This window comes from Leisingera sp. XS_AS12, from assembly GCF_041224635.1.
Classification (GTDB): Bacteria; Pseudomonadota; Alphaproteobacteria; order Rhodobacterales; family Rhodobacteraceae; genus Leisingera.
The window spans coordinates 16,490-38,669 of sequence record NZ_JBGFGM010000121.1 but is presented as its reverse complement, the minus strand read 5'-3'; the positions used below and the strand labels follow the sequence as shown (position 1 = coordinate 38,669).

Annotated in this window: 20 protein-coding genes and 1 tRNA gene; 10 read left to right on the top strand and 11 right to left on the bottom strand. The window is 64.3% G+C overall.

Annotated features, from left to right (window positions below; genetic code table 11):
- Positions 1-126 precede the first annotated feature (126 nt).
- Entirely contained in the window at positions 127-1,335 is a 1,209-nt protein-coding gene (locus tag AB9K35_RS19530; protein WP_369928701.1) for an ATP-binding protein, read from the top strand.
- Positions 1,336-1,431: 96 nt separating this feature from the next.
- Here the strand turns inward: AB9K35_RS19530 and AB9K35_RS19525 are convergent.
- The 7 genes from AB9K35_RS19525 to leuC form a co-directional block, all read right to left on the bottom strand.
- A tRNA-Pro gene (locus tag AB9K35_RS19525) sits at positions 1,432-1,508 on the bottom strand.
- 174 nt (positions 1,509-1,682) lie between these two features.
- Complete coding sequence (gene leuB, locus AB9K35_RS19520) at positions 1,683-2,786, bottom strand: 3-isopropylmalate dehydrogenase (protein ID WP_369928699.1); 1,104 nt, start codon at positions 2,784-2,786, stop codon at positions 1,683-1,685.
- A 120-nt stretch (positions 2,787-2,906) separates the two neighbouring features.
- Positions 2,907-3,950: an endonuclease/exonuclease/phosphatase family protein gene (locus tag AB9K35_RS19515; RefSeq protein ID WP_369928697.1), complete on the bottom strand. Its 1,044-nt coding sequence runs from the start codon at positions 3,948-3,950 to the stop codon at positions 2,907-2,909.
- Positions 3,947-4,789, bottom strand: a complete 843-nt coding sequence (locus AB9K35_RS19510) for a hypothetical protein (protein WP_369928695.1) — start codon at positions 4,787-4,789, stop codon at positions 3,947-3,949. The genes AB9K35_RS19515 and AB9K35_RS19510 overlap by 4 nt, the downstream gene beginning before the upstream one ends.
- 364 nt (positions 4,790-5,153) lie before the next feature.
- Positions 5,154-5,759 carry a 3-isopropylmalate dehydratase small subunit gene (gene leuD, locus AB9K35_RS19505; RefSeq protein ID WP_222454800.1) on the bottom strand — a complete coding sequence of 202 codons (606 nt, stop codon included), beginning with the start codon at positions 5,757-5,759 and terminating at the stop codon, positions 5,154-5,156.
- Entirely contained in the window at positions 5,759-6,586 is an 828-nt protein-coding gene (locus AB9K35_RS19500; RefSeq protein ID WP_369928694.1) for a hypothetical protein, read from the bottom strand. Before AB9K35_RS19500 ends, leuD begins: the two co-directional genes overlap by 1 nt.
- 17 nt (positions 6,587-6,603) lie before the next feature.
- Positions 6,604-8,007, bottom strand: coding sequence for a 3-isopropylmalate dehydratase large subunit (gene leuC, locus AB9K35_RS19495; RefSeq protein ID WP_369928692.1), 1,404 nt, complete (start codon positions 8,005-8,007; stop codon positions 6,604-6,606).
- Between the two features lie 300 nt (positions 8,008-8,307).
- Here leuC and AB9K35_RS19490 point away from each other — a divergent pair, with 300 nt between their 5' ends.
- The 3 genes from AB9K35_RS19490 to rlmH all read left to right on the top strand — a co-directional run bounded on the left by AB9K35_RS19490 (position 8,308) and on the right by rlmH (position 10,761).
- The gene (locus AB9K35_RS19490) at positions 8,308-9,684 is read left to right on the top strand and encodes a mechanosensitive ion channel family protein (protein WP_369928867.1); all 1,377 of its coding nucleotides are present in this window, start codon (positions 8,308-8,310) and stop codon (positions 9,682-9,684) included.
- Between the two features lie 166 nt (positions 9,685-9,850).
- Entirely contained in the window at positions 9,851-10,225 is a 375-nt protein-coding gene (gene rsfS, locus AB9K35_RS19485; RefSeq protein ID WP_222454804.1) for a ribosome silencing factor, read from the top strand.
- Between the two features lie 65 nt (positions 10,226-10,290).
- Positions 10,291-10,761, top strand: coding sequence for a 23S rRNA (pseudouridine(1915)-N(3))-methyltransferase RlmH (gene rlmH, locus AB9K35_RS19480; RefSeq protein WP_369928690.1), 471 nt, complete (start codon positions 10,291-10,293; stop codon positions 10,759-10,761).
- Positions 10,762-10,812: 51 nt separating this feature from the next.
- On the opposite strand, the gene AB9K35_RS19475 is transcribed toward rlmH, so the two are convergent.
- Together AB9K35_RS19475 and AB9K35_RS19470 are read right to left on the bottom strand one after the other, a co-directional pair.
- The gene (locus AB9K35_RS19475) at positions 10,813-11,178 is read right to left on the bottom strand and encodes a hypothetical protein (protein WP_369928865.1); all 366 of its coding nucleotides are present in this window, start codon (positions 11,176-11,178) and stop codon (positions 10,813-10,815) included.
- 37 nt (positions 11,179-11,215) lie between these two features.
- Positions 11,216-11,938, bottom strand: coding sequence for a DUF599 domain-containing protein (locus AB9K35_RS19470; protein WP_369928688.1), 723 nt, complete (start codon positions 11,936-11,938; stop codon positions 11,216-11,218).
- 80 nt (positions 11,939-12,018) lie between these two features.
- Here AB9K35_RS19470 and AB9K35_RS19465 point away from each other — a divergent pair, with 80 nt between their 5' ends.
- The 6 genes from AB9K35_RS19465 (at position 12,019) to AB9K35_RS19440 (ending at position 18,274) form a co-directional block, all read left to right on the top strand.
- Complete coding sequence (locus AB9K35_RS19465; RefSeq protein WP_369928686.1) at positions 12,019-13,467, top strand: FAD-linked oxidase C-terminal domain-containing protein; 1,449 nt, start codon at positions 12,019-12,021, stop codon at positions 13,465-13,467.
- A 48-nt stretch (positions 13,468-13,515) separates the two neighbouring features.
- Entirely contained in the window at positions 13,516-14,613 is a 1,098-nt protein-coding gene (locus AB9K35_RS19460) for an FAD-binding protein (RefSeq protein WP_369928684.1), read from the top strand.
- Positions 14,614-14,616: 3 nt separating this feature from the next.
- Entirely contained in the window at positions 14,617-15,939 is a 1,323-nt protein-coding gene (glcF, locus tag AB9K35_RS19455) for a glycolate oxidase subunit GlcF (RefSeq protein WP_369928682.1), read from the top strand.
- A 108-nt stretch (positions 15,940-16,047) separates the two neighbouring features.
- Positions 16,048-16,857 carry a trypsin-like serine protease gene (locus tag AB9K35_RS19450; RefSeq protein ID WP_222454811.1) on the top strand — a complete coding sequence of 270 codons (810 nt, stop codon included), beginning with the start codon at positions 16,048-16,050 and terminating at the stop codon, positions 16,855-16,857.
- A gap of 14 nt (positions 16,858-16,871) precedes the next feature.
- On the top strand, positions 16,872-17,672 hold the full coding sequence (locus tag AB9K35_RS19445; protein ID WP_369928680.1) for a serine protease: 801 nt from the start codon (positions 16,872-16,874) through the stop codon (positions 17,670-17,672).
- Between the two features lie 134 nt (positions 17,673-17,806).
- Positions 17,807-18,274: an Hsp20 family protein gene (locus AB9K35_RS19440; protein ID WP_222454813.1), complete on the top strand. Its 468-nt coding sequence runs from the start codon at positions 17,807-17,809 to the stop codon at positions 18,272-18,274.
- Positions 18,275-18,347: 73 nt separating this feature from the next.
- Here the strand turns inward: AB9K35_RS19440 and AB9K35_RS19435 are convergent, their stop codons facing one another.
- On the bottom strand, positions 18,348-20,531 hold the full coding sequence (locus AB9K35_RS19435; RefSeq protein WP_369928678.1) for an esterase-like activity of phytase family protein: 2,184 nt from the start codon (positions 20,529-20,531) through the stop codon (positions 18,348-18,350).
- A gap of 129 nt (positions 20,532-20,660) precedes the next feature.
- Positions 20,661-22,133 carry an NAD-dependent succinate-semialdehyde dehydrogenase gene (locus tag AB9K35_RS19430; RefSeq protein WP_222454815.1) on the bottom strand — a complete coding sequence of 491 codons (1,473 nt, stop codon included), beginning with the start codon at positions 22,131-22,133 and terminating at the stop codon, positions 20,661-20,663.
- Between the last annotated feature and the right edge of the window lie 47 nt (positions 22,134-22,180).

The following is a 22,180-nucleotide window of genomic DNA, read 5'->3' as shown; positions in this document are numbered from 1 at the left end:
CTACCTAGGATTGATCTGGAGTAATTTAGCCAAATCTGGCATTGCTGAGTGAGGCAGTGGTTCGTGCTGCCAAGGCGGGCACGCCTTTCACCCGCTCCCGTGGGGCGTTTGCAAGGATGGAGCTGAATGCATTATCTCAAGCAAGAGTTGTATGATCTGGTCAAACGCGAGGACACGATCTTCGAGTTCCTGCAACTCGGTTCGCTTGACGGCTTGTGGTACTGGGACCTGGAAAACCCCGAGAACGAGTGGATGAGCCCGGAGTTCTGGCGCCTGTTTGGCATTGATCCGGCCACCCGGGAGCACCGGGCAGAGGAGTGGCAGGACCTGATCCACCCGGACGACCTTGCCCTCGCGTTGGACAATTTCAACAAACATCTGGCAGACCCGGATCACCCCTATGACCAGATCGTGCGCTATCGCCATGCCGAGGGCCATATGGTCACGGTTCGCTGCCGCGGTCTGGCGATCCGCGACGAGACCGGCAAACCCGTGCGGATGCTTGGTGCCCATAACGATCTGACCCAGTTGCGGGCCAGCGAGGCCAGCGAGGCCCGGTTTGCCGAGTTGAATGCGATGCTCGCGTCCGAGGTGGTGCGGGCGAATACGGCGGTGGAGGCCCGAACCGCCTTCCTGGCAACCATGAGCCATGAAATCCGCACGCCGCTGAACGTGATTCTCGGGCTGTTCCACCTGATCAAGACTGACGAAAGCGCCTCGGACAAAACGCGGGAGCGGGCGGATGTCGGACATCGCGCGGCGGAGCTGCTGCTGTCGCAACTCGTCAACGTGCTAGAGGCTGCGCGTCTCGACTCCGATGCGCTGAAGTGGAACCCGCGCCCGACCATGGTCGCGGATCTGGCACGGCAATGGCGCGAGATGCTGACCGCGAACGTCAGTCGATACGGCAAACCGCTGGAAACCACGGTGGACGTGGTCGCAGGGGTTCCGACGCAGCTGGTCGTGGATCATGGGAAGGTGTCGCAGATCGTCAACAATCTTGCCGACAACGCGGTGAAATTTTCCGATCAGGGACGGGTCTGTATTCGCGTGCAATATGAAGCGGGCGACCGCCTGCCGATCCGTGTCACCGTGCTGGACACCGGCCTGGGCATTGCCGTCGACGACCGCGAGCGTGTCTTCGAGCGTTTCACCCAGTTGGAAACAGCCCGTGTTCAGCATCGGGGTGGCTCCGGGCTGGGGCTGTCCATCTGTCGCGAACTGGCGGCGCTGATGGGGGGCAGCCTGGAGATACGCGATGATCCAACGGGGGAGTTCAACCTCGCGGTCAGCCTGTTGCTGCCGGAGCCCGACAGGACGCCGCCCACCGCCTGACGAGGCGCATCAGCGTTTCAGCCAGCTCGCAGCCGGGAAGGTGCCAAGCGCATTTCGTGAAAACAAAAAAAGGCGCCCGAAGGCGCCTTGTTTTATTGGTCGGAGCGAGAGGATTCGAACCTCCGGCCCCTGCCTCCCGAAGACAGTGCTCTACCAGGCTGAGCTACGCTCCGACCGTGGAGGGCGAAATAGCTCAGGGCGGGCGATTTGACAAGGGTGATTTGACAGAAAGATGCCGATTTCGGCAAAAGATTTCGCCGCGCGCCATCAGGGAAGTGGGCCAACGCAAAAGCCCCGCACCGGCGATCGGGCGGGGCTTTCATGAGGTAGTGATTAGCTCTCTGATATCAGAGGCTTGCGTCCAGCGCTGCGACGATTGCGTCACCCATCTGGCTGGTGGAGACCGGCTCCACGCCTTCTTCTCCCAGAAGGTCGGCCGTGCGCACGCCGTCGGCCAGAACCTTTTCGACCGCGGCTTCGAGACGCGCGGCCTCATCGCCCAGATCGAAGCTGTAGCGCAGCGCCATGGCAAAGCTCAGGATGCAGGCAATCGGGTTGGCCTTGCCCTGGCCCGCGATGTCGGGGGCAGAGCCGTGCACCGGCTCGTACAGCGCTTTCGGACGGCCGTTGGCCATCGGTGCGCCAAGCGAGGCGGAGGGCAGCATGCCAAGCGAGCCGGTCAGCATCGCGGCGCAGTCGGATAGAATGTCGCCGAACAGGTTGTCGGTCAGGATCACGTCGAACTGCTTGGGCGCGCGCACCAGCTGCATGGCGCCGTTGTCGGCATACATGTGCGACAGTTCGACCTCCGGGTATTCCTTGCTGACGCGGGTCACCACCTCGCGCCACAGGATGCCGGATTCCATCACGTTGGCCTTCTCCATCGAGCAGAGCTTCTTGTTGCGGCGCATCGCCAGCTCAAAGGCCGAGCGCGCGGCGCGCTCGATTTCGCTCTCGGTGTAGCGCTGGGTGTTGATGCCAACGCGCTCGTTGCCTTCCTCGAAGATGCCGCGCGGCTCGCCGAAGTAGACGCCCGAGGTCAGTTCGCGCACGATGACGATGTCGAGCCCGGCAACCACGTCTTTTTTCAGGGAGGAGAAATCCGCCAGCGCGTCAAAGCACTGTGCCGGGCGCAGGTTGGAGTAGAGGTCCATTTCCTTGCGCAGGCGCAGGAGGCCGCGCTCGGGCTTTACAGAGAAGTCCAGCGCGTCATACTTCGGGCCGCCGACGGCGCCCAGCAGAACCGCATCCACTTCCTGTGCCTTGGCCATCGTTTCGTCCGCCAGCGGCACCCCGTGTTTGTCGTAAGCTGCACCACCGACCAGGTCTTCGCTGACGTCGAACTCCACGCCGCGCTTGTCGCCGAACCAGGAGATGACCTTACGGACTTCGGTCATGACTTCGGGACCGATCCCGTCGCCGGGCAGAATCAGAATAGATGGGTTGGGCATGGATATCCTCCTAAAATCAGCTGTCACGGGCGTAGCGGCAGCGGGGGGCGGGGTCAAGAATATGGGGCTTGGGGATTGGCCTTCGCGCGATTTTCAGGCGGCAGGCCCGCCGGGCAGCACTCAGGGCAGGGTGATGTCGGTCCAGACCAGCCGGTGACGGCTGGCTCGGTCTGCCGCGTCCTGCGCGTCGCGTGGCCAGTCGACACCAGAGCCAGTAATACGCAGCCCGGCCGAAGGCAGCACGTAGCTCACCCGCATCTTCCCGACGCTGGCCCAGTCCACGGTCGCTGTGCCCGCCTCGGCGCTTTCGGGCACCGGATCCTGCAGGCGCGGGTCGCTCAGCAGGTCCCGGATCGCGGAGCGTCTTCCCGCGCCGCGGTCCGGGTCCAGGTTGGCATCGCCAACGATCACGAAGGGGGCGGGCGGCACCGGCCCCAACTCTCCATTCAGAAGCAGTTGCCAGAGGCGGATCTCATCGTGGTTCCGCCTGCCGTTCCGGTCTTCTGGCCCATCAAAAACCGGAGGTGTCGCGTGAAAGCCCAGCACATGCAGCCGCGAGCCGTCCGGCAGCATGATCGGCACCACCCAATGTCCGGTGTCCGACAACCGCTGAATCTGCTGGGCGTCGCGACTGGGGTAGGGGCTTCCATCGGGGTGACGCGGCAGCTGTGCTTGGGGCAGTTCGCGCCACAAGAGATCCGACAAGTCGCGCACCGCCGTGACATCAATCGGCAGTTTCGACAGAAGTGCCATGCCGCCTTGTCCGCGGAAGCGGCCATAGCCCTGGTTGTCCCCCGGTCCCCCGCGTTTTCCGTCGCCGTCCAGATCAAGCGGCTGAGCGGGGGGGCGACCCGCATTGGGTTGCAGGGACAAAATATGAGGGTAATCCGTGCCAGCCTCGGACAGGCGGCGGCGCAGCGCCTGCACGGCCCGGTTCTCCAGGTCCCAGTCGATGCCTTGCAACAGCAACACGTCGGCATTGTTCGCGGAGATGACGTCGATCACTGCGGCGATTTGGGGATCCTCGCCGCGGTCGATATCCCGCAGCAGCAAACCGGGGCCGTCGCGGGAAAGCTCGGTGTTGAAAGTTGCGATGCGCAGCTGTTGGGCAAGGCCCGGTGCAGCGGCCAGGAGCAGAACCAGAGCCGCCGCCACCTCCTTCATGCGGTTTGCAGCGCGTCTTCTTCGGCCTCGTCCCGGCAGGCGGCCCGGCGCTTCTGGGCGATCAGGCCGGCGATCCTCAGCATTGCCATGCCGCGCATCACCATGGACGCCGGCACCAGCGCCCAGCCGCCCGCAATCCAGATCAGCATCTGGGGCGAGGTCAACAGGGCCGGACCGACCCAACCGGTTGTCATCTGCGCCGCAGCAGGCAGGGCAAAGGGCAGCAGGACGCCGCCGATGATGTTGATCCGCCCATCCCGTTGCAGCCGCTGCACCACGTCGCCGCCCGTTGTGGGGTCGAACAGGGGCAGATTGACCCAGACATTGAACGGGCCGTTGCCGATCGGCCAGTGACCGAAGCGGATGACCAGGGCGAAGATGCCTGTTGCCGTTGCGGCCAGCGTCGCCGCCAGCGCCGCCGCGTTCCGCACCATCACAACCGTGTCGAGGTGCACCTGTTGTGGCAGCATCAACATGGTCAGCTGCACCGGGGAATAGGCAAAATCCAGCTGCCCGCCGAGCCAATGGGCAAGCTGCTGGACCAGCGCGGTCAGGCCGGTCGGGGCCAGCGGATGGGCCATCAGCAGGCTGAGCCCGCCGATGACGGCGACCGCCATGGCAAACCGCAGCCGGTTTATGGGAGGCGCGTTGCGGAATTCCACGAAGCTGGGGAAATGGGCGGCATATTCCGTCACGACCAGCGCCGCCGCGAGCAAGGCGATAAAGAGGGTGATTTCCGGAGACGTGGTAACGCTGGCAGGCAGGATCAGTGCCGGCGTGGCAAACAGCAGTGCCACCATTGATCCGCGGAGAACCGCGCCTGTGATACGTGCAATCACCGTTGTCATCCCTTCAAACCGGAACGGGCATTTGTACCTCTGTGTCCGGCTGTGAAGCTCCCGGTCCAACTTGCCGGGGGCTCTGCCTCATTTTTGCCCCAATCTGCCGTTTGGCGGCTTTCCGCTCAAGAGGCGGACGGGATGGAGGGCGCAGGTTGGTGTCAGCACTGGTGCGAGATTGCATCAATATCCAGCGTCAGCCCCGCGGCTGCGTCGGCTATGATACTAGATAGTGTGGGTGGTCGGGCTTCCGCCACAATGGACCAGATGCCGGGGCGCGGCGACCGGATTGTGTCAGAACTGCGGCAGAATCAACTGCGATGGCGGGCAGCCGCCCCGATCAACAGGGCGGCCACCTCTGTTCTCAGACCCAGGGACGCGCCTGCGACGCCTGTTCTTCGAAGGTCTTGATCGCGTCGGCCTTCTCCATCGTGAGACCGATATCGTCGAGGCCATTCAGCAGGCAGTGCTTCTTGAAGGGGTCGACGTCAAACGTGATGACCACGCCGTCTGAGGTGGTGATCTCCTGTGCTTCGAGGTCCACGGTCATGCGGGCGTTGGCGCCTTTTTCAGCGTCGGCCATCAGGATGTCGACCTGCTCCTGCGGCAGCACGATCGGCAGGATGCCGTTCTTGAAGCTGTTGTTGAAGAAGATGTCGGCAAAGGAGGTGGACACGATGCACTTGATGCCGAAATCGGCGATCGCCCAGGGCGCGTGCTCGCGCGAGGAGCCGCAGCCGAAGTTGTCGCCCGCGATCAGGATCTCCGCGTTGCGGTACTGCGGCTTGTTCAGGACGAAATCCTCGATCTCGGTCCCGTCGCGGTTATAGCGCATCTCGTCGAACAGGTGCTTGCCAAAGCCGGTGCGCTGAATGGACTTCAGGAACACCTTGGGGATGATCATGTCGGTGTCGATGTTCACCAGCGGCATGGGCGCGGCGATGCCGTGAAGTTTCTGGAACTTTTCCATTACTCGTTTCCTTGTTTCTGGTGCTTCAATCCGCTGAGGTCAAAACCGATTTCCTGTGCGAAGCGGTAAATGAAGCTGTGTTTTTCGGGCCGGTGCGCCTTGTGATAGCGGCGCACCATTGAGGCATAGAGGTGGATGGCCAGGGTATTCTGCGTCAGCCAGCCGTCTTCCTGGCAATGGCCGCTGAAGAAGACGTCCGTCAGTACGCCGCGGATCGGGTAGAACACGTCCGGCTGGCGGACGTGCTGGACCTCGCCGGTCAGGTTCAGCGTGTGATCCAGCGCCCGTGGCCCCAGCGAAGGGCGTTGCAGCTCAAAGGCCTTGAGCAGCCGCTTGCCGGGCGGGGCGGCCTCCACTTCCTTGCGGATCTTGCGGGGAAGCCATGGCGGCACGAACTCGGGATCCTCGAACCAGTCCAGCAGATGGTTCAGCGTCGCCGACCCCTTGGGCAGACGCAGCACCGCGCCGTTGATCGACCGCGTGGGCTCATACCCCACGTGGTAGTCCGCGTCCGGCAGTGGCCGGTAGCAGAGCATGTCGGTGTCGATCCAGATCATCTCTGTCTGCTTCAGCAGATAGAGCCGGAACAGATCCGACAGCATCGAGGCAGGCGCCTCTCCATGGCCCGCGGCAGCCGCATCCCAGATCTCTGGCGCCGGACAGGTGCGGACACCTGCCGGAACCGGCGGCGGGGAAGGGGCGGTGTGGAACAGGACAACCTCGTGGCCGCGCTGCACGAAACTGGCCAGAGACAGTTCGTGCAGCCAGTTGAGGCGATCCCCGATCCACAGGCTGGCTACCGCAGGAAGAGAGGTGCTGGACGCCATGGTCTGGCCTCTCCTGCTCAGATCAGCTCACGTACGTCCGTCAGCTTGCCGGTGAGAGCTGCTGCGGCTGCCATTGCCGGGCTGACCAGATGGGTGCGCCCCTTGTAGCCCTGGCGGCCCTCGAAGTTGCGGTTCGAAGTGGCCGCGCAGCGCTCGCCGGGGGCCAGCTGGTCGGGGTTCATCGCGAGGCACATGGAGCAGCCCGCGAGGCGCCATTCGAAGCCGGCGGCCTCAAAAATCTCGGCCAGGCCTTCTTCCTCGGCCTGCGCCCGCACCAGGCCGGAGCCGGGAACGATCATGGCGCGCATGCCGTCCTTGATCTTCTTGCCCTTCACCACTTCGGCCACGGCCCGCAGGTCTTCGATGCGACCGTTGGTGCAGGAGCCGATGAACACGGTGTCGATCTCGATGTCGGTCAGCTTCTGGCCCGGGGTCAGACCCATGTATTCGATCGAGCGGCGCGCCGCCTCGACCTTGCCACCGGTAAAGTCCTCGGGGTTCGGCACCACGCCGGTGATCGGCAGAACGTCCTCGGGGCTGGTGCCCCAGGTCACGACCGGCTCGATGTCTTCGCCCTTCAGGGTGACGACCTTGTCGAAATGGGCACCTTCGTCGGTGTAGAGCGTCTTCCACCAGTTCAGCGCGGCTTCCCACTGCGCGCCCTTCGGCGCGTGCGGGCGGCCCTTGACGTATTCAAAGGTGGTCTCGTCCGGGGCGATCAGGCCCGCGCGGGCGCCGCCTTCGATTGCCATGTTGCAGACGGTCATGCGGCCTTCCATCGACATGTTGCGGATCACTTCACCGCAGTATTCGATGACATAGCCGGTGCCGCCGGCGGTGCCGGTGGCGCCGATCACGGCCAGCGTCACGTCCTTGGCGGTGACGCCCGGCTTCAGCTTGCCGGTGATCTCCACCTTCATGTTCTTGGACTTCTTCTGGATCAGCGTCTGGGTAGCGAGCACGTGCTCCACCTCGGAGGTGCCGATGCCATGCGCCAGCGCGCCGAAGGCGCCGTGGGTGGCGGTGTGGCTGTCGCCGCAGACCACGGTCATGCCGGGCAGGGTCCAGCCCTGTTCCGGGCCGACGATGTGCACGATGCCCTGGCGGATGTCATCCACCGGGTAGTAGTGCACGCCGAACTCCTTGGCGTTTCGGTCGAGCGCTTCGACCTGGATGCGGCTTTCCTCGTTCTCGATGCCCTTGGCGCGGTCGAGCGTGGTAGGCACGTTGTGGTCCGGCACCGCGATGGTCTTGTCCGGGGCATGCACCTTGCGGCCGGCCATGCGCAGACCCTCGAAGGCCTGCGGGCTGGTCACCTCATGGACCAGGTGGCGGTCGATATAGAGCAGGCAGGTGCCGTCCTCTGCTTCATGCGCGACATGCGCATCCCAGATCTTGTCATAGAGTGTTTTGGGGGACATGGGTCCACTCCCGTAATGTATTGGGTATGCTGGCTGTTGGGCTGGGCAAACGCCTTATAGGCGCGCCAGGACCGTGCGGGCGGCGCCAAAGAACCGTTCGCGCAGCCGGGCGCGGTCTTGCAGTTCAATCTTTTGGGCCAATACGAGGGTCATGGCTGTCAGATACATCCGCGCGGGCCGGCAATCAAGATTCGTTCTCTCTGACGCCCGTTCGGCGGTTCCGTTCCATCGCGGCCTGTCCCCGTCTTTTCTTGATCCCGACCGGTCACAACGGCAGACTGTCTGAAAAGGGGAGGCATGATGGAGCCCGAGGAGCAGGTCCAACCCAAGGATGCCCTGGCAGAGGGGGCAGCAGAGGCGATTGCGCTTGGTCAGCAGCTGTGGACCTTCGCCATCGACACGATCGAGCACCTGCTGCGGCCGTGGAATGCCTACCAGATCGGTATCGCGGTGGGGCTGTTTGTCCTCGCCACACTGGTCGCGCGCCCGCTGAGCGCGGCGTTCCACAACTGGCTGCGCAGCCGCGAAGGCTGGCCGCGCTGGCGGATGCGGGCAGGGCTGGTGCTGCACAAGCGGATCCGCGGCATCGTTTTCGTGGTGCTGATCTGGCTGGTGGTGCTGATCATGCAGGAGGTCACCTGGCCCAGCCGCTCGCGGTTGCTGACGGTGATCGCCAACCTGTCCCTGGCCTGGCTGATCGTGTCTTTCGCCACCCGGCTTGTGGCCAATCCACTGCTACGGAACCTCGTCAAATACGGCGCCTGGATCTGGATCACCTTGCGCATCCTCGGGGTCACGGAGGAGGCGACTGCCCTGCTGGATGGCGTCGCCATCGATTTCGGAGACCTGAGGATCTCGCTGTATCTGGTGGTGCAGGCGGCGGTGATCCTGGGGGTCATGTTGACGCTGGCACGGGTGATATCCTCGGTGGCGGCGAACCGCATCCGTGGCAACCCCGACATTTCGCCGTCCATGCAGGTTCTGGGGGCCAAGCTGGCGCAGATCCTGCTGTTCGGTGCGGCGTTCTTCATCGGGCTGAAGGCGATCGGTATCGACCTGACAGGGCTGGCGGTGCTGTCGGGGGCCATCGGCGTGGGGCTTGGCTTTGGCCTTCAGAAGGTGGTCTCGAACCTGGTGTCGGGCCTGATCATCCTGTTGGACAAGTCGATCAAGCCCGGCGACGTGATCTCGCTGGGCGACACCTTCGGCTGGATCAACGCTTTGGGCGCGCGCTATGTCTCCGTGGTCACTCGCGATGGGCGCGAATACCTGATTCCGAACGAGGATCTGATCACTTCGCAAGTGGTGAACTGGTCGCATTCCAACAAGTTCGTGCGGCTCGACCTGCATTTCGGCACCGGCTATGGCGACGATCCGCACAGGGTGCGCAACATCGCGATCGAGGCCGCGCTCGGAGTGGACCGGGTGCTGCAGGCGGGCAACCGCCGCCCGGTCTGCCATATCACGGGCTTCGGCGACAGCAGCGTCGACTACGTGCTGCGCTTCTGGATCGACGATCCCACCGGCGGGCTGACGAATATTCGCGGCAATGTCTACCTGGCGCTGTGGGACGCCTTCCAGGCCGAGGGCATTTCCATCCCCTTCCCGCAGCGCGAGGTGCGGATGCTGAACGACGAACTTCCGGTCAGGGTTGCGCCTGCGGGCAAGGAGGGATAAAGCACATGGCTTGCATCACAGGTGGGGGATTCATTGAAATTTTACCCACTGGTTGCTACATTATTAACAGGCCCGGCGCCGGGGCTTGGCGGCGCGTTGTAAGGAGGACTATGTCCTGTCACCCGTACCTCAAGCGGCGGATGCCGCTGTTTCTGGGGCAGCCGTGATGGCCGCCCAGTCCCAGCCCACCAGCGAACAGCTGCTGGAGCGGATTCTCTCCTCACTCAGCGATGACAAAGCCGAAGATGTTGTGCAGATCGACCTGCGCGGCAAGACTTCGATCGGGGATTACATGGTGCTGGCCTCGGGCCGCTCCACCCGTCAGGTTGCGGCCATGGCTGAAAAACTGACCGACCGGCTCAAGCAGGAGTACCGGATTGTCAGCAAGGTCGAAGGCAAAGATGCCGGCGACTGGGTTCTGATCGACACCGGCGATGTCATCGTGCATATCTTCCGCCCGGAAGTGCGCGAGTTCTATCAGCTGGAAAAGATGTGGATGCCCGCAGGCACTGCCGCCGCCGCTCAGACCGGCGACGACTGAGCCGGGGCACTTGCCTCTGATTGCGGCCCGCGCAAAGGGTGCGGGCCATATGGTGTGGAGCCTCTATGCGTCTGCATATCTGTGCGGTTGGCCGCCTGCGCGCTGGCCCCGAAAAATCCCTGATCGATGATTACCTTACCCGGTTCGACCGGACCGGCCGCGCCCTTGGCCTGGGCCCGGCCCGTGTGGTTGAAGTCGAGGACAAGAAGAACGGCGGCATGGCGGCCGAGGCGGCGCTGTTGCGCAAGGCCTTGCCGCGCGGCGCGGTGATCTGCACCCTGGATGAGCGTGGCAAGATGATTTCCTCCCCGGATTTTGCCGACAGGCTGGCCGGTTGGCGCGACAGCGGGCGGCAGGATCTGGCGCTGATCATTGGCGGTGCCGACGGCATCGATCCCGGCCTGCGCGCCGAGGCCGATTTCTCGATCTCCTTTGGCAAGATGGTCTGGCCGCATATGCTGGTTCGGGTCATGCTAGCCGAACAGGTCTACCGTGCCGCGACAATCCTGAGCGGTAGCCCGTACCATCGGGTGTGACGCCACCCGGATCGCGTCGTTTCGACCTTTTTCACACTACGTGCCAGCGGCCTAGGGCAGGCTGAGGAGATAGGTCGCCTGCGCCCAGCCGTCGATCAGGCAGCGCGCCTGGACTTGTACCTGAGTGGTCTGGGCCGGGATCTGAATGTTGCTCAGCGAACGGGTGAAGGGTTGTTCGCGCACGTGCGGATGGGCCAGAACCCGCAGGCCCAGTTCGTTGCCATCCATGTCAAGCACGCGCCAGCCATCGGCATAATGGTCCCAGCCAGTGTCGGGATGGGACAGGGTCACGCTGATTGTCCAGCCATCTGCCGATGGGCGCGCGCTTGCGTCCTCAATCACCGGGGGATCCGCCTTGGCGGCAGGGGGCGCCAGACAGAGCGGGCAGATGGCAAGGGTGGCGAGTCGCAGGATCATGGTGCCAGTCTGACACTGGCTCAGCGCATTGGTATAGTCACGATGCCGTGTCACCCTTGCTTTCGGGCGGGGTGCGCAAAAGGATGCTGCGCGATTGCGAGGCAAACTCGCGCCGGTACAACACTGCCATGGTGATGACAGCCGCGGCTGCCAGCGCGGCTGCACCGGCCAGCCAGGCCACGGCTGCCAGCGCAAAGTAGGTGGCCCGCATGCCGCGATTGAAACTGCGCGCGGCGGTGATGTTGATCTCGGCGGCCTGTGCCGCCCGCGGATAGGCCTGCGGATCCGCCCGGTCGTTCGGCACCGCCGCCATCAGCACCGCGCAATAGCCGAACAGACGGTGTGACCAGACGAACTTCAGGAAGGCGTTGGAAAGGAACAGGACCACCAGCAGCACCTTGATCTCCCAGACGAAAGCGGGGGCGCTGTCCTGCATCAGGTCTTCGGCCACCCCGGCGAGCTGCTCTGTATTGCCGATCAGCGCCAGCCCGCCACCGATGGCGATCATCGCGGCAGACGCGAAAAATGCGGTGGCCTGGCGCAGGTTGCCCACCAGCTGGGCGTCAAAGATCCGCGGGTCGCGCTCGACCATGCGTTTCATCCAGTCGCGCCGGAAATCCGCCATCAGCCACGACACCGAAGGTCGCCCCTTGGGCGGGTTTTCGATCCGCCAGCCGATCCACAGCCAGCCGCAGACCAGCAGCGCCAGCGCGGCCAGGTCAAAGAGCGAAAAAAGTGTCAAACGGTCGATCCAGGTCATGAGCGCACCCTAGCGCGGCAATCCGCCACTTGCCAGATGGGGTAAATTGGTAATATTAATTGACCAAAGAGGAGAGCCCCATGCAGATGCCATCCCCGAACCCCGCCATTCTGGCCCGCAAGGACGCGCTTGTGGCGCGGTTGGCAGAGGTGCTGCCTGCCGATGCGATCATCCAGGATGAGGCCGAGACCCGCGTCTACGAATGTGATGCGCTGACGGCCTACAAGTGTCCGCCGTTGCTGGCGGTGCTGCCGCGCAGTACTCGGGAGGTTTCGGACGTGCTGCGGATCTGCCACGAGGAGGGGGTGCCGGTGGTGCCGCGCGGGGCAGGCACCTCGCTGGCGGGTGGGGCCTTGCCGACGGCCGACTGCGTGATCCTCGGCGTTGCCCGCATGAACGAGGTGCTGGAGACGGACTATGACAACCGGTTCATCCGGGTCCAGACGGGCCGCACCAACCTCAGCGTGTCCGGCACCGTTGAGGAAGAGGGGTTCTTCTACGCCCCGGACCCGTCCTCGCAGCTGGCTTGCGCGATTTCTGGCAATATTGCGATGAACTCCGGCGGGGCACATTGTCTGAAATACGGCGTGACCACCAATAACCTGCTGGGTGTGACCATGGTGATGATGGACGGTTCGGTGGTCGAGATCGGCGGTGCGCATCTTGATGCAGGCGGTCTCGATTTGCTGGGCGTGATCTGTGGCAGCGAAGGGCAGCTGGGTGTGGTCACCGAAGCCACCCTGCGCATCCTGCACAAGCCCGAGGGCGCGCGGCCGGTTCTGATCGCGTTTGACAGCAACGAAGTGGCCGGAGCCTGTGTCAGCGATATCATCAAGGCGGGTGTCCTGCCGGTTGCGATCGAATTCATGGACCGCCCCTGCATCGAGGCTTGCGAGGCCTTTGCCAAGGCGGGCTATCCGATGTGCGAGGCGCTTCTGGTGATCGAGGTGGAGGGCAGCGCGGCGGAGATCGACCACCAGCTGGCGTTGATCGCGGAGATCGCTCGCGCGCACAACCCGGTGGAGCTGCGCGAAGCCCGCGATGCCGATGAGGCCGCCCGCATCTGGCTGGGCCGCAAGTCGGCCTTCGGAGCGATGGGGCAGATCAACGATTACATGTGCCTCGACGGCACGATTCCGGTTTCGGCCTTGCCGACGGTGCTGCGCCGGATTGGAGAGTTGAGCAAGGAGTTCGGGCTGGATGTGGCCAACGTCTTTCATGCAGGCGACGGCAACATGCACCCGTTGATCCTCTTTGACGCCAACAAACCGGGTGATCTGGAAACCTGCGAGGCCTTTGGTGCCGAGATCCTGAAGCTTTGTGTCGAGGTTGGTGGCTGCCTGACCGGCGAGCACGGTGTCGGTATCGAGAAACGCGACCTGATGCTGCATCAGTACAGCGCTGCCGATCTGGAGGCGCAGCTGAGGGTCAAGGACGTGTTCGATCCGAAGTGGTTGCTGAACCCGGCCAAGGTCTTCCCCCTGTCGGTGACAGAAAGCCGCCGCGGCGTGGTGATGTCCGCTGCATAATTGGGGCTTTGCCCCAAACCCCAGAGTATTTGGACAAAGATGAAGATGATGACACCAGAGACAGAGGCGGAGCTGGCCGAAGCGATCGCCAACGCCGAGGGGCCTTTGGCCATTCAGGGCGGTGGCAGCCGCGGGCTGTCGGTGGCGGGCGATGTGCTCAGCACCCAAGGGCTGACCGGCGTGGAGCTGTATGAGCCGGGCGCGCTGACGCTCGTGGTGCGGGCGGGAACGCCGGTGGCCGAGGTCGAGGCGCTGCTTTCTGCGGAGAACCAGCAACTTGCGTTTGAGCCGATGGATCATCGTGGTCTTCTGGGCAAGGCCGGTACGCCGACGATTGGCGGGGTGATTGCCGCGAATGTGTCGGGTCCGCGCCGCATTCAGGCGGGGGCTGCACGGGACCATCTTCTGGGGGTGCGGTTTGTCGACGGAAGCGGGCAGGTCCTCAAGAACGGCGGCCGGGTGATGAAGAATGTCACCGGTTATGACCTGGTCAAACTGATGTGTGGTGCCCATGGCACGCTGGGGGTGCTGAGCGAGGTGTCCCTGAAGGTGCTGCCGCGGCCCGAAGCTGTCGTCACTGTGGCTGTCGAGGGCGGCGATCTGCCGTCTGCCGTGGCGGCCATGTCGGCGGCCTTGGGGTCGCCTTATGATGTGACCGGGGCGGCCTATGATCCTGATCGGTCGGTCGCTTACGTCCGCGTCGAAGGCTTTTCCTCCTCGGCGGCCTACCGGGCCGAACGGCTGGTGGCGGAACTGGGCCGGTTCGGCTCGACAAGGCTGGTGGAGGACAGCGAGGCAGTGTGGCAGGGCATCCGTGACGTGGTGGCGTTCCACGGGCGCGCGGGCGATGTCTGGCGGATTTCTGTCAAACCGTCGGATGCCGTGGCGCTGGCCCCGCAGTTGCAGGCCGAGGCGCTGCAGTTCGACTGGGGCGGCGGGCTGATCTGGGCGCTGGTGCCGGAAGGCACCGATCTGCGCGCCCGCATCACCGTGCCGGGCCATGCAACGCTGGTGCGCGCCAGCGCCGAGACCCGCGCCCGGCTTGGGGTCTTCCAGCCGCAGCCCGCGCCGCTGGCGGCACTGTCGGCGGGACTGCGGCAGCAGTTCGATCCGCGCGGCATTCTGAACTCAGGCCTGATGGAGTAGGACATGCAGACCACTTTCACCGAAGAACAGCTGCAGGATCCCGGCATCGCGCGGTCCAATGAAATCCTGCGCTCCTGCGTGCATTGCGGGTTCTGCACCGCCACATGCCCCACCTACCAGGTGCTGGGGGATGAGCTGGATAGCCCCCGCGGGCGGATCTACCTGATCAAGGACATGCTGGAAAACGAGCGGGTGCCGGACGCCAAGACCGTCAAGCATATCGACCGCTGCCTGTCCTGCCTTGCCTGCATGACCACCTGCCCCTCTGGCGTGCATTACATGCATCTGGTGGATCACGCCCGCGCCTATATCGAGAAGCATTACGACCGCCCCTGGAGCGACCGCGCGCTGCGCTGGCTGCTGGCGCGGATACTGCCCTATCCGACCCGCTTCCGGCTGGCGCTTCTGGGGGCAAAGCTGGCGCGGCCCCTGCGCGGGTTGATGCCGGATGCGCGACTGCGGGCGATGCTGGACATGGCGCCGAAACAGATCCCGCCGGTCAGCCGCAATGACGATCCGCAAAGCTTTGCCGCCGCCGCGCCGCGCAGGAAACGGGTCGCCCTGATGACCGGCTGCGCCCAGAAGGCGCTGAACACCGACATTAATGACGCCACCATCCGCCTGCTAACCCGGCTGGGCTGCGAGGTGGTGGTGGCCGAAGGCGCGGGCTGCTGCGGAGCGCTGACCCACCACATGGGGCGCGAGGAGGAAAGCCACGCAACGGCGGCGAAAAACATTCGCGCCTGGACCGCCGAGATGGACGGGCAGGGGCTGGACGCCATCGTCATCAACACCTCCGGCTGCGGCACCACGGTCAAGGACTACGGCCATATGTTCCGCAATGACGCGCTGGCGGCGGATGCCGCGCGGGTGTCGGGGATTGCCATGGACATTTCCGAGCTGCTGATGCAGCTGGAACTGCCGGAGGGCACGGAGAAGGGGCTGACGGTGGCCTATCACGCGGCGTGCTCGCTGCAGCACGGCCAGCAGATCAAGACCCACCCCAAGACGCTGCTGAAACGCGCCGGTTTTACGGTGGTGGAGCCGGCTGACAGTCACCTGTGCTGCGGCTCGGCGGGCACCTACAACCTGATGCAGCCGGAAATCTCGGCCCAGTTGAAGGCGCGCAAGGTGAAGACGCTGGAGGCAAAGCAGCCCGACCTGATCGCCGCGGGCAATATCGGCTGCATGATGCAGATCGGCTCCGGCACGCAGCTGCCGATTGTCCACACGGTCGAGCTGCTGGACTGGGCCACCGGCGGGCCGCAACCACCCGCGTTGACTGCGCCCGGCAAGATCGTGCCGGAGGTGCCGATCTTGCGCTGAACAAATGAAAAGAATCCCCCCATACGGGGCTGCCTTTGTCCGCCGCTTGCCGTAATTTCGCCTGAAGAGACAGGTAATCTCCCGGTTGGTGGACAAGAGGAGACGCGAGTGAGGCAGTGGGTTCTGGCGGTTCTGGCAGCGGTGCTGCCAGCCGTGTCTTTGGCGCAGGACAGCCGTCTGCAGCGGATGGATACGCTGGACGCAGGCCGAAAGTGGGAAGCCGTCGGACGGCTGGACGTCAATGGCGAAGGTTTTTGCACTGGCGCGTTGATCGCGCCCGATCTGGTGCTCACCGCGGCGCATTGCCTTTACGACAGCCGCACCAAGGAACGGATCGACCCCTCGACGATCGAATTTCTCGCAGGCTGGCGCAACGGTCGCGCCTCGGCGTACCGCTCGGTGCGCCGGGCGGTCGAGCATCCTTCCTACGTGTTTGACGGTGCCCTTTCGACGGATCGCGTGCGCAATGACCTGGCACTGCTGCAATTGCAACGCCCGATTCGAAATACCACCGTCACCCCCTTTGAAACCGACGCCCGCCCGCGCAAGGGGGCCCGGATCGGCGTGGTGTCCTATGCCCACGACCGCTCGGAAGCGCCCTCCCTGCAAGAGGTCTGCGCGGTGATGGCGCGCCAGGAGGGGGTGCTGGTGATGTCCTGTGATGTGGACTTTGGCTCCTCCGGGGCGCCGGTGTTTTCCTTTGACGGGGATAAGCCGCGGATCGTTTCGGTGGTGTCGGCCAAGGCCGAGGTCAGTGGCAAGCGGGTCTCGCTTGGCTCTGCGCTGGCGGAGGAGCTGGCCCTGTTGCAGGCACAGCTGACCGGCGTTGCCACTAGCAGCCGCATGCCGCCCGGCGTCGGTCGGGTACGGGTCGGTGAGGGGCGTGGCACCTCCGGCGCCAAGTTCATCCGGCAATGAGCTGGCGGGGGCTGATGCTGGCGCTTGTCGCCTGCGGCGTCAGCGCGGCAGCGATGGCCCAGGACACCGGCCTGCGGCGATTGACAGACCGCGAGGACGTGTTGGGCTGGGAAGCCGTGGGGCGGCTGGAGCTGAAGGGGCAGGGGTTTTGCACCGGGACCCTGATTGCGCCGGAACTGGTGCTGACCGCGGCGCATTGCGTTTACGGGCGCGACGGGATGCTGCGACCGGCCGAGCAGATCATCTTTCGCGCCGGGCTGCGCGACGGTGTGGCCATTGCCGAGCGGCAGGCGTTGCAGATCGCCGCGCATCCGGGGTTTGACCCACAGCGTCGGTTGGACATGAACAACATTCGCCACGATGTTGCATTGATCCGTCTGGTGCAGCCCATTCACAGCCACGAGGCCGATGCCTTTGCGCTGCATGCGGCGCGAGATTATGGCCAGGACATATCCGTTACCTCCTATGGCATGGGGCGGGCCGAAGCGCCGTCACGGCAGCGTCACTGCAACCTCTTGGGGGAGCAGGACGACGTGATGGTGGTCGATTGCAACGTGACCTTCGGGTCGTCTGGTGCGCCGGTGTTCTCGCAGGTGGGCGGGCGGGGACGCATCCTGGCGCTGGTTTCGGGCGGCGGCAGCTACAATGGCCGAAAGGTTGCCTTTGGCATGAAGCTGCCAGAGCGCGTGGCGGAATTGAAGGCGCAGCTGCGCCGCAACCCGGTTAAACCGCCAGGCCCACCGATCAAGCGTATCCGGGTCGGCAATGGAAGTTTATCCGCGGGCGGCGCAAAATTTGTCCGCCCCGAAGGCTGACACCCCCCTTGAACCCCTCTTCTGCTTTCCTATCTCAGCATTGTCGGGGCCGCCGCTAATCGGGGCCCGGACGTGACCCGCCTGTCCCAAAAGGGAAGGCACCGTTGAAATCGCTCAACTTATGAGGATGACACATGCGTACCTTCGATTTTACCCCGCTGCACCGGGCCACCATCGGCTTTGACCAGATCGCAAATCTGATGGACCGCGCCTTGAGCGCCGATTCCACCCAGTCCAGCTACCCGCCCTACAACATCGAAAAGACCGATGCCGACAGCTATCGCATTTCGGTGGCCGTTGCCGGTTTCTCCGAAGATGACCTGAGCGTCGAGGTCAAGGAAAACGCGCTGGTTGTTTCGGCCAAGAAGGCTGACACGGACGACGAAGAGCGGACGTTCCTGCACCGTGGCATTGCCACCCGTGCCTTCGAGCGTCGCTTCACCCTTGCCGACCACGTGCGGGTGACAGGCGCCACCCATGAAAACGGCATGCTGCATATCGACCTGTATCGCGAGGTGCCCGAAGCACTGAAACCGCGGCGGATCGAAATTGCCTCGTCCCGCACCAAGCATCCCGAGATCGAGGCCAAATCGGTCAACTGATCCGGTCGATGCAGCACGGAAAAGCCCGCCAGAGATGGCGGGCTTTGTTGCTTTTTGCGGTTTCTGCGCGGGCTTAGCTGGGCTGGCCCGCCGCGCCGATGGAAAAGAACATGGTCTCGCCCGAGCTGTCATCGACGCCGTCATTGTCGGTAGAGACATAGATCTCGCCCGAGGGCAGGATCGCCAGGCCTTCGACCTTGTCCAGCACATAGCCGCCGGTGGATTTCAGATCGGGCAGCAGATCGCGCACCAGCTCCTTGGAAACCACGGGCAGCTCGCCGCCCAGCGGTGCGGGCACCATCTCCGACAGCGGGATGCGGTAGACCTTCTTGGTCACGGCGCGCACGTCATGCTGGTTGTCGCGTTCCACCACATAGGCATAGCCGTCATGGGCGGCGATTTCCGACAGGCCGACCCAGCCGGTCTGCGGCTCGGCTTTCTGGTAATGCACCGCGCCCCATTCCTTGGTGTCGAGGTTGTAGGCCACCAGTTTGACGTGGTTCTTCGGATCATCCTTCCATTCGCGCTGGACGGCCATCCACAGGGTGTTGCCGACCTTTGTGATGCCCTCGAAGCCAAAGCGCCGCTCCACCGCCTGCAGCTCCGGCGGCAGGGCGATTTCGCCCGATTTCGCCTTGATCAGGCCGTTTGCGTCCACGTGGTAGATCGCATGCGGGACAAGCCGGTCGCTGCGCCCCTCCGAGGCCACGTAGAAACCACCTTCGCCATCAAGGGTGATGCCTTCCAGGTCCAGTTTCTGCGCCGGGTTGCCGTCGGCGCGGTGGATGCGGATCACATCCACAATGCGGGCCGGGGTCTGGCTGGGATCAATTTTGAAGATCGAGGGTTGGAAGCCGTAGAAGCTGTCGTTCACCGCCCAGATCATGCCGTCCTGATCGGCCACCATGCCGGAGATCGCGCCCCAGCCGATCAGCTCGTCCGCGCCGGCGGAGGTCAGATGCGGATAGGCGGCCGGTGCGTTTTGCAGCTCGAACAGGCTGACATGCGCCCGCGCGCCGCCGTCCTCGATCAGGTCCTTTTCATTGGCCGAAACCAACAGGTTGCGCTCGGGGATCACCGCATAGCCTTCGGGACCGACGCCCGAAGGGAGCAGCTGCTTCAGCACCGGCGCGGCAGGATCGCTCACGTCATAGACGCCGACGACCGAGGCACGCTCGGCGCCGACAAACACATAGGGCGTGCCGTCAAACTTGCCGAAGGTGACCGATTCCGGCTCCACGCCCTTGGCGTCCGAGCGTTTGTCCGGGTAGTGGCCGATCTGCACGATGGCATGTTCAAAGCTGGTGCCGCTGTCGTAGACCACGGTGCCGTCCTTGCGGAAGATCGTCCAGCCGCGCGAGCCGCCCTGGTAGTCGCCTTCATTGGCGGTGGCGAAATGGTCGTCATCGATCCAGGCAACCGCATCGGGCTCGCGCAGGCGGCCCTTCTGGCTCTCGTCAAAGATCAGCGCGCCGCGCTCGTCCGTGGCGTCGATGCCCTCCAGGTCCACCGCCCCGGCGGAGAAATGGCTGACGACGCTGCCATCGCGCGAGACCACGACAATGTGGTTGTTTTCCTGCAGGGTGACAACGGTTTCACCCAGAGCGTTGATCGAGACATATTCCGGCTCCGGGTCGGAACCCGCAATCTCGGCCAGCCCGGTCAGGCCGACCACCTTCATCGACGCGCAGTCGAGGCTGTCCCCGGTCAGATCCAGCATCACCAGATTGCCCGCAGGCATCTGCGGGATCTGGCCGCCGTTCAGATCCTCGTCGCGCTCATTCTCGATCGCCACGGCGATGAAGCTGCCGTCCGGCGCCTGTGCCACGCTGTCCGGCTGACCGCCCAGATCACAGCTGCCCAGCGTGTCGCCGCTGGCAATATCAATGGCCATCAGCAACCCCGACGGCGCGGTATAGCTTTCCGATGTGTTTACCCCGACAAATGCGGTCTGGCCCTTGATGGCAACCGAGGTCGGCTCTCCCGGCAGGGTGATGTTGCCCAGCGGCTTGGGATTGGCGGGATCGGTGATGTCGATGCGGCCCAGTGCCTTCAGCGGGCTGTCGGTATAGGCCAGCGTCAGCCCGTCCGCGGTGGCGGCGATGATCTCGGGCGAGGTCTCGCGGCTGGTGTCTTCCCCAGCGGCCATGTTGGCGACCACGGGGAATGAGGCGATACGGTTGAAATTCATCTCGGCCAAGGCCTGACCGGCGCTCAGGGCGAGGGCGGAGGTCAGGCAGATCATGCGCAGCGGCATCGGGTGTCTCCCAGTCAAAATTGATGGGCGGAACAGACCCGCTGCGCGTCACAGGCGCATGACGGCGGCGTTGCGGTTTTATGACACCGGGGGCGGTGCCGTGGCCCGCCCCCCCCCGTGCAAGCGCGGTCAGACCGACATGCAGATGTATTTCATCTCCAGGTAGTCCTCGATGCCGTGGTGGCTGCCTTCGCGGCCGAGGCCCGACTGTTTCACGCCGCCAAACGGCGCCAGCTCGGTCGAGATGATGCCGGTGTTGACCCCGACGATCCCGTATTCCAGCGCTTCCGCCACCTTGTAGACGCGGCTCAGATCCTTGGCATAGAAGTAAGAGGCGAGGCCGAAGATGGTGTCGTTGGCCATCGCGATCACCTCGTCCTCGTCCTCGAACTTGAACAGGGGCGCCATCGGGCCAAAGGTCTCATCGGTGGCGAAGACCATGTCAGTGGTCGCGCCAGTGATGATCGTGGGCTCAAAGAAGGTGCCGCCCAGCTCGGACGGGTTGCCGCCGAGGATAACCTCTGCGCCCTTTTCCTTGGCGTCCGCAATATGGGCCTGCACCTTTTCCACCGCTTTCTGGTTGATCAGCGGGCCGAATTGCACCCCCTCTTTCAGCCCGTCGCCAACGGTCATCTTCTCGACCGCGGCCTTCAGCTTGGCGGCGAATTCGTCATAGACCCCGGCCTGCACGTAGATCCGGTTGGCGCAGACGCAGGTCTGGCCGTTGTTGCGGAACTTGCACATGATCGCGCCCTCGACCGCAGCGTCCAGATCGGCATCGTCGAACACGATGAAAGGCGCGTTGCCGCCCAGCTCCATCGAGCATTTCATGACAGTGTCCGCCGCCTGCCGCATCAGGATGCGGCCGACCTCGGTGGAGCCGGTGAAGGTCAGCTTGCGCACCGCGCCGTTCTCGCAGAATTCCTTGCCGATCTCCGACGCGTTGGAGGAGGGCACCACGTTGAACACGCCTGCGGGAATGCCCGCGCGGTCCGCCAGAACCGCCAGCGCGGTGGCCGACAACGGCGTCAGCTCCGCCGGGCGCGCCACAAAGGAACAGCCCGCCGCCAGCGCCGGGCCCGCCTTGCGGGTGATCATCGCGTTGGGGAAGTTCCAGGGCGTGATCGAGGCGGCAACCCCGATGGGCTGCTTCAGCACGGTGATGCGTTTGTCACGCTGATGGCCGGGGATGGTCTCGCCGTAGACGCGCTTGGCCTCTTCGGCGAAGAATTCGATGAAGGAGGCACCATAGGCGATTTCGCCGCGTGCCTCGGCCAGTGGCTTGCCCATCTCGGCGGTCAGGATCACCGCCAGGTCTTCCTGGTTCTCCATCATCAGGTCGAACCACTTGCGCAGCACGCCCGCGCGCTCCTTGCCGGTCCATTTGGCCCAGTCCTTCTGCGCGGCTTCGGCCTGGGCGATGGCGCCGGCCACCGCGGCGCGGTCCAGATCGGCAACCTGCGCGATCACGTCGCCGCGGGCGGGGTTGGTCACGTCAAAGGTGCTGCCGCCCTCGACGAACTTGCCGCCGACATAGGCGCGGGTTTCCAGCAGGCTGGGATCGTTCAGCAGGGATTTCAGGTCAGTGGTTGCGTCAAGCATGGCAGGCCTCCCGGGTTTCTGTGTCGCTGGAATGCAAATCAGCTGCG

What these genes read in the sequence shown, in the direction of transcription:
- AB9K35_RS19460 (WP_369928684.1), top strand. Translation starts at nt 13,516, where the DNA reads ATGACACCAGAGACAGAGGCGGAGCTGGCCGAAGCGATCGCCAACGCC.
- AB9K35_RS19490 (WP_369928867.1), top strand. Translation starts at nt 8,308, where the DNA reads ATGGAGCCCGAGGAGCAGGTCCAACCCAAGGATGCCCTGGCAGAGGGG.
- leuB (WP_369928699.1), bottom strand. Translation starts at nt 2,786, where the DNA reads ATGCCCAACCCATCTATTCTGATTCTGCCCGGCGACGGGATCGGTCCC.
- AB9K35_RS19470 (WP_369928688.1), bottom strand. Translation starts at nt 11,938, where the DNA reads ATGACCTGGATCGACCGTTTGACACTTTTTTCGCTCTTTGACCTGGCC.
- AB9K35_RS19445 (WP_369928680.1), top strand. Translation starts at nt 16,872, where the DNA reads ATGCTGGCGCTTGTCGCCTGCGGCGTCAGCGCGGCAGCGATGGCCCAG.
- AB9K35_RS19530 (WP_369928701.1), top strand. Translation starts at nt 127, where the DNA reads ATGCATTATCTCAAGCAAGAGTTGTATGATCTGGTCAAACGCGAGGAC.
- leuC (WP_369928692.1), bottom strand. Translation starts at nt 8,007, where the DNA reads ATGTCCCCCAAAACACTCTATGACAAGATCTGGGATGCGCATGTCGCG.
- AB9K35_RS19515 (WP_369928697.1), bottom strand. Translation starts at nt 3,950, where the DNA reads ATGAAGGAGGTGGCGGCGGCTCTGGTTCTGCTCCTGGCCGCTGCACCG.
- AB9K35_RS19475 (WP_369928865.1), bottom strand. Translation starts at nt 11,178, where the DNA reads ATGATCCTGCGACTCGCCACCCTTGCCATCTGCCCGCTCTGTCTGGCG.
- leuD (WP_222454800.1), bottom strand. Translation starts at nt 5,759, where the DNA reads ATGGAAAAGTTCCAGAAACTTCACGGCATCGCCGCGCCCATGCCGCTG.
- rlmH (WP_369928690.1), top strand. Translation starts at nt 10,291, where the DNA reads ATGCGTCTGCATATCTGTGCGGTTGGCCGCCTGCGCGCTGGCCCCGAA.
- AB9K35_RS19500 (WP_369928694.1), bottom strand. Translation starts at nt 6,586, where the DNA reads ATGGCGTCCAGCACCTCTCTTCCTGCGGTAGCCAGCCTGTGGATCGGG.
- AB9K35_RS19465 (WP_369928686.1), top strand. Translation starts at nt 12,019, where the DNA reads ATGCAGATGCCATCCCCGAACCCCGCCATTCTGGCCCGCAAGGACGCG.
- glcF (WP_369928682.1), top strand. Translation starts at nt 14,617, where the DNA reads ATGCAGACCACTTTCACCGAAGAACAGCTGCAGGATCCCGGCATCGCG.
- rsfS (WP_222454804.1), top strand. Translation starts at nt 9,851, where the DNA reads ATGGCCGCCCAGTCCCAGCCCACCAGCGAACAGCTGCTGGAGCGGATT.
- AB9K35_RS19435 (WP_369928678.1), bottom strand. Translation starts at nt 20,531, where the DNA reads ATGCCGCTGCGCATGATCTGCCTGACCTCCGCCCTCGCCCTGAGCGCC.
- AB9K35_RS19430 (WP_222454815.1), bottom strand. Translation starts at nt 22,133, where the DNA reads ATGCTTGACGCAACCACTGACCTGAAATCCCTGCTGAACGATCCCAGC.
- AB9K35_RS19440 (WP_222454813.1), top strand. Translation starts at nt 17,807, where the DNA reads ATGCGTACCTTCGATTTTACCCCGCTGCACCGGGCCACCATCGGCTTT.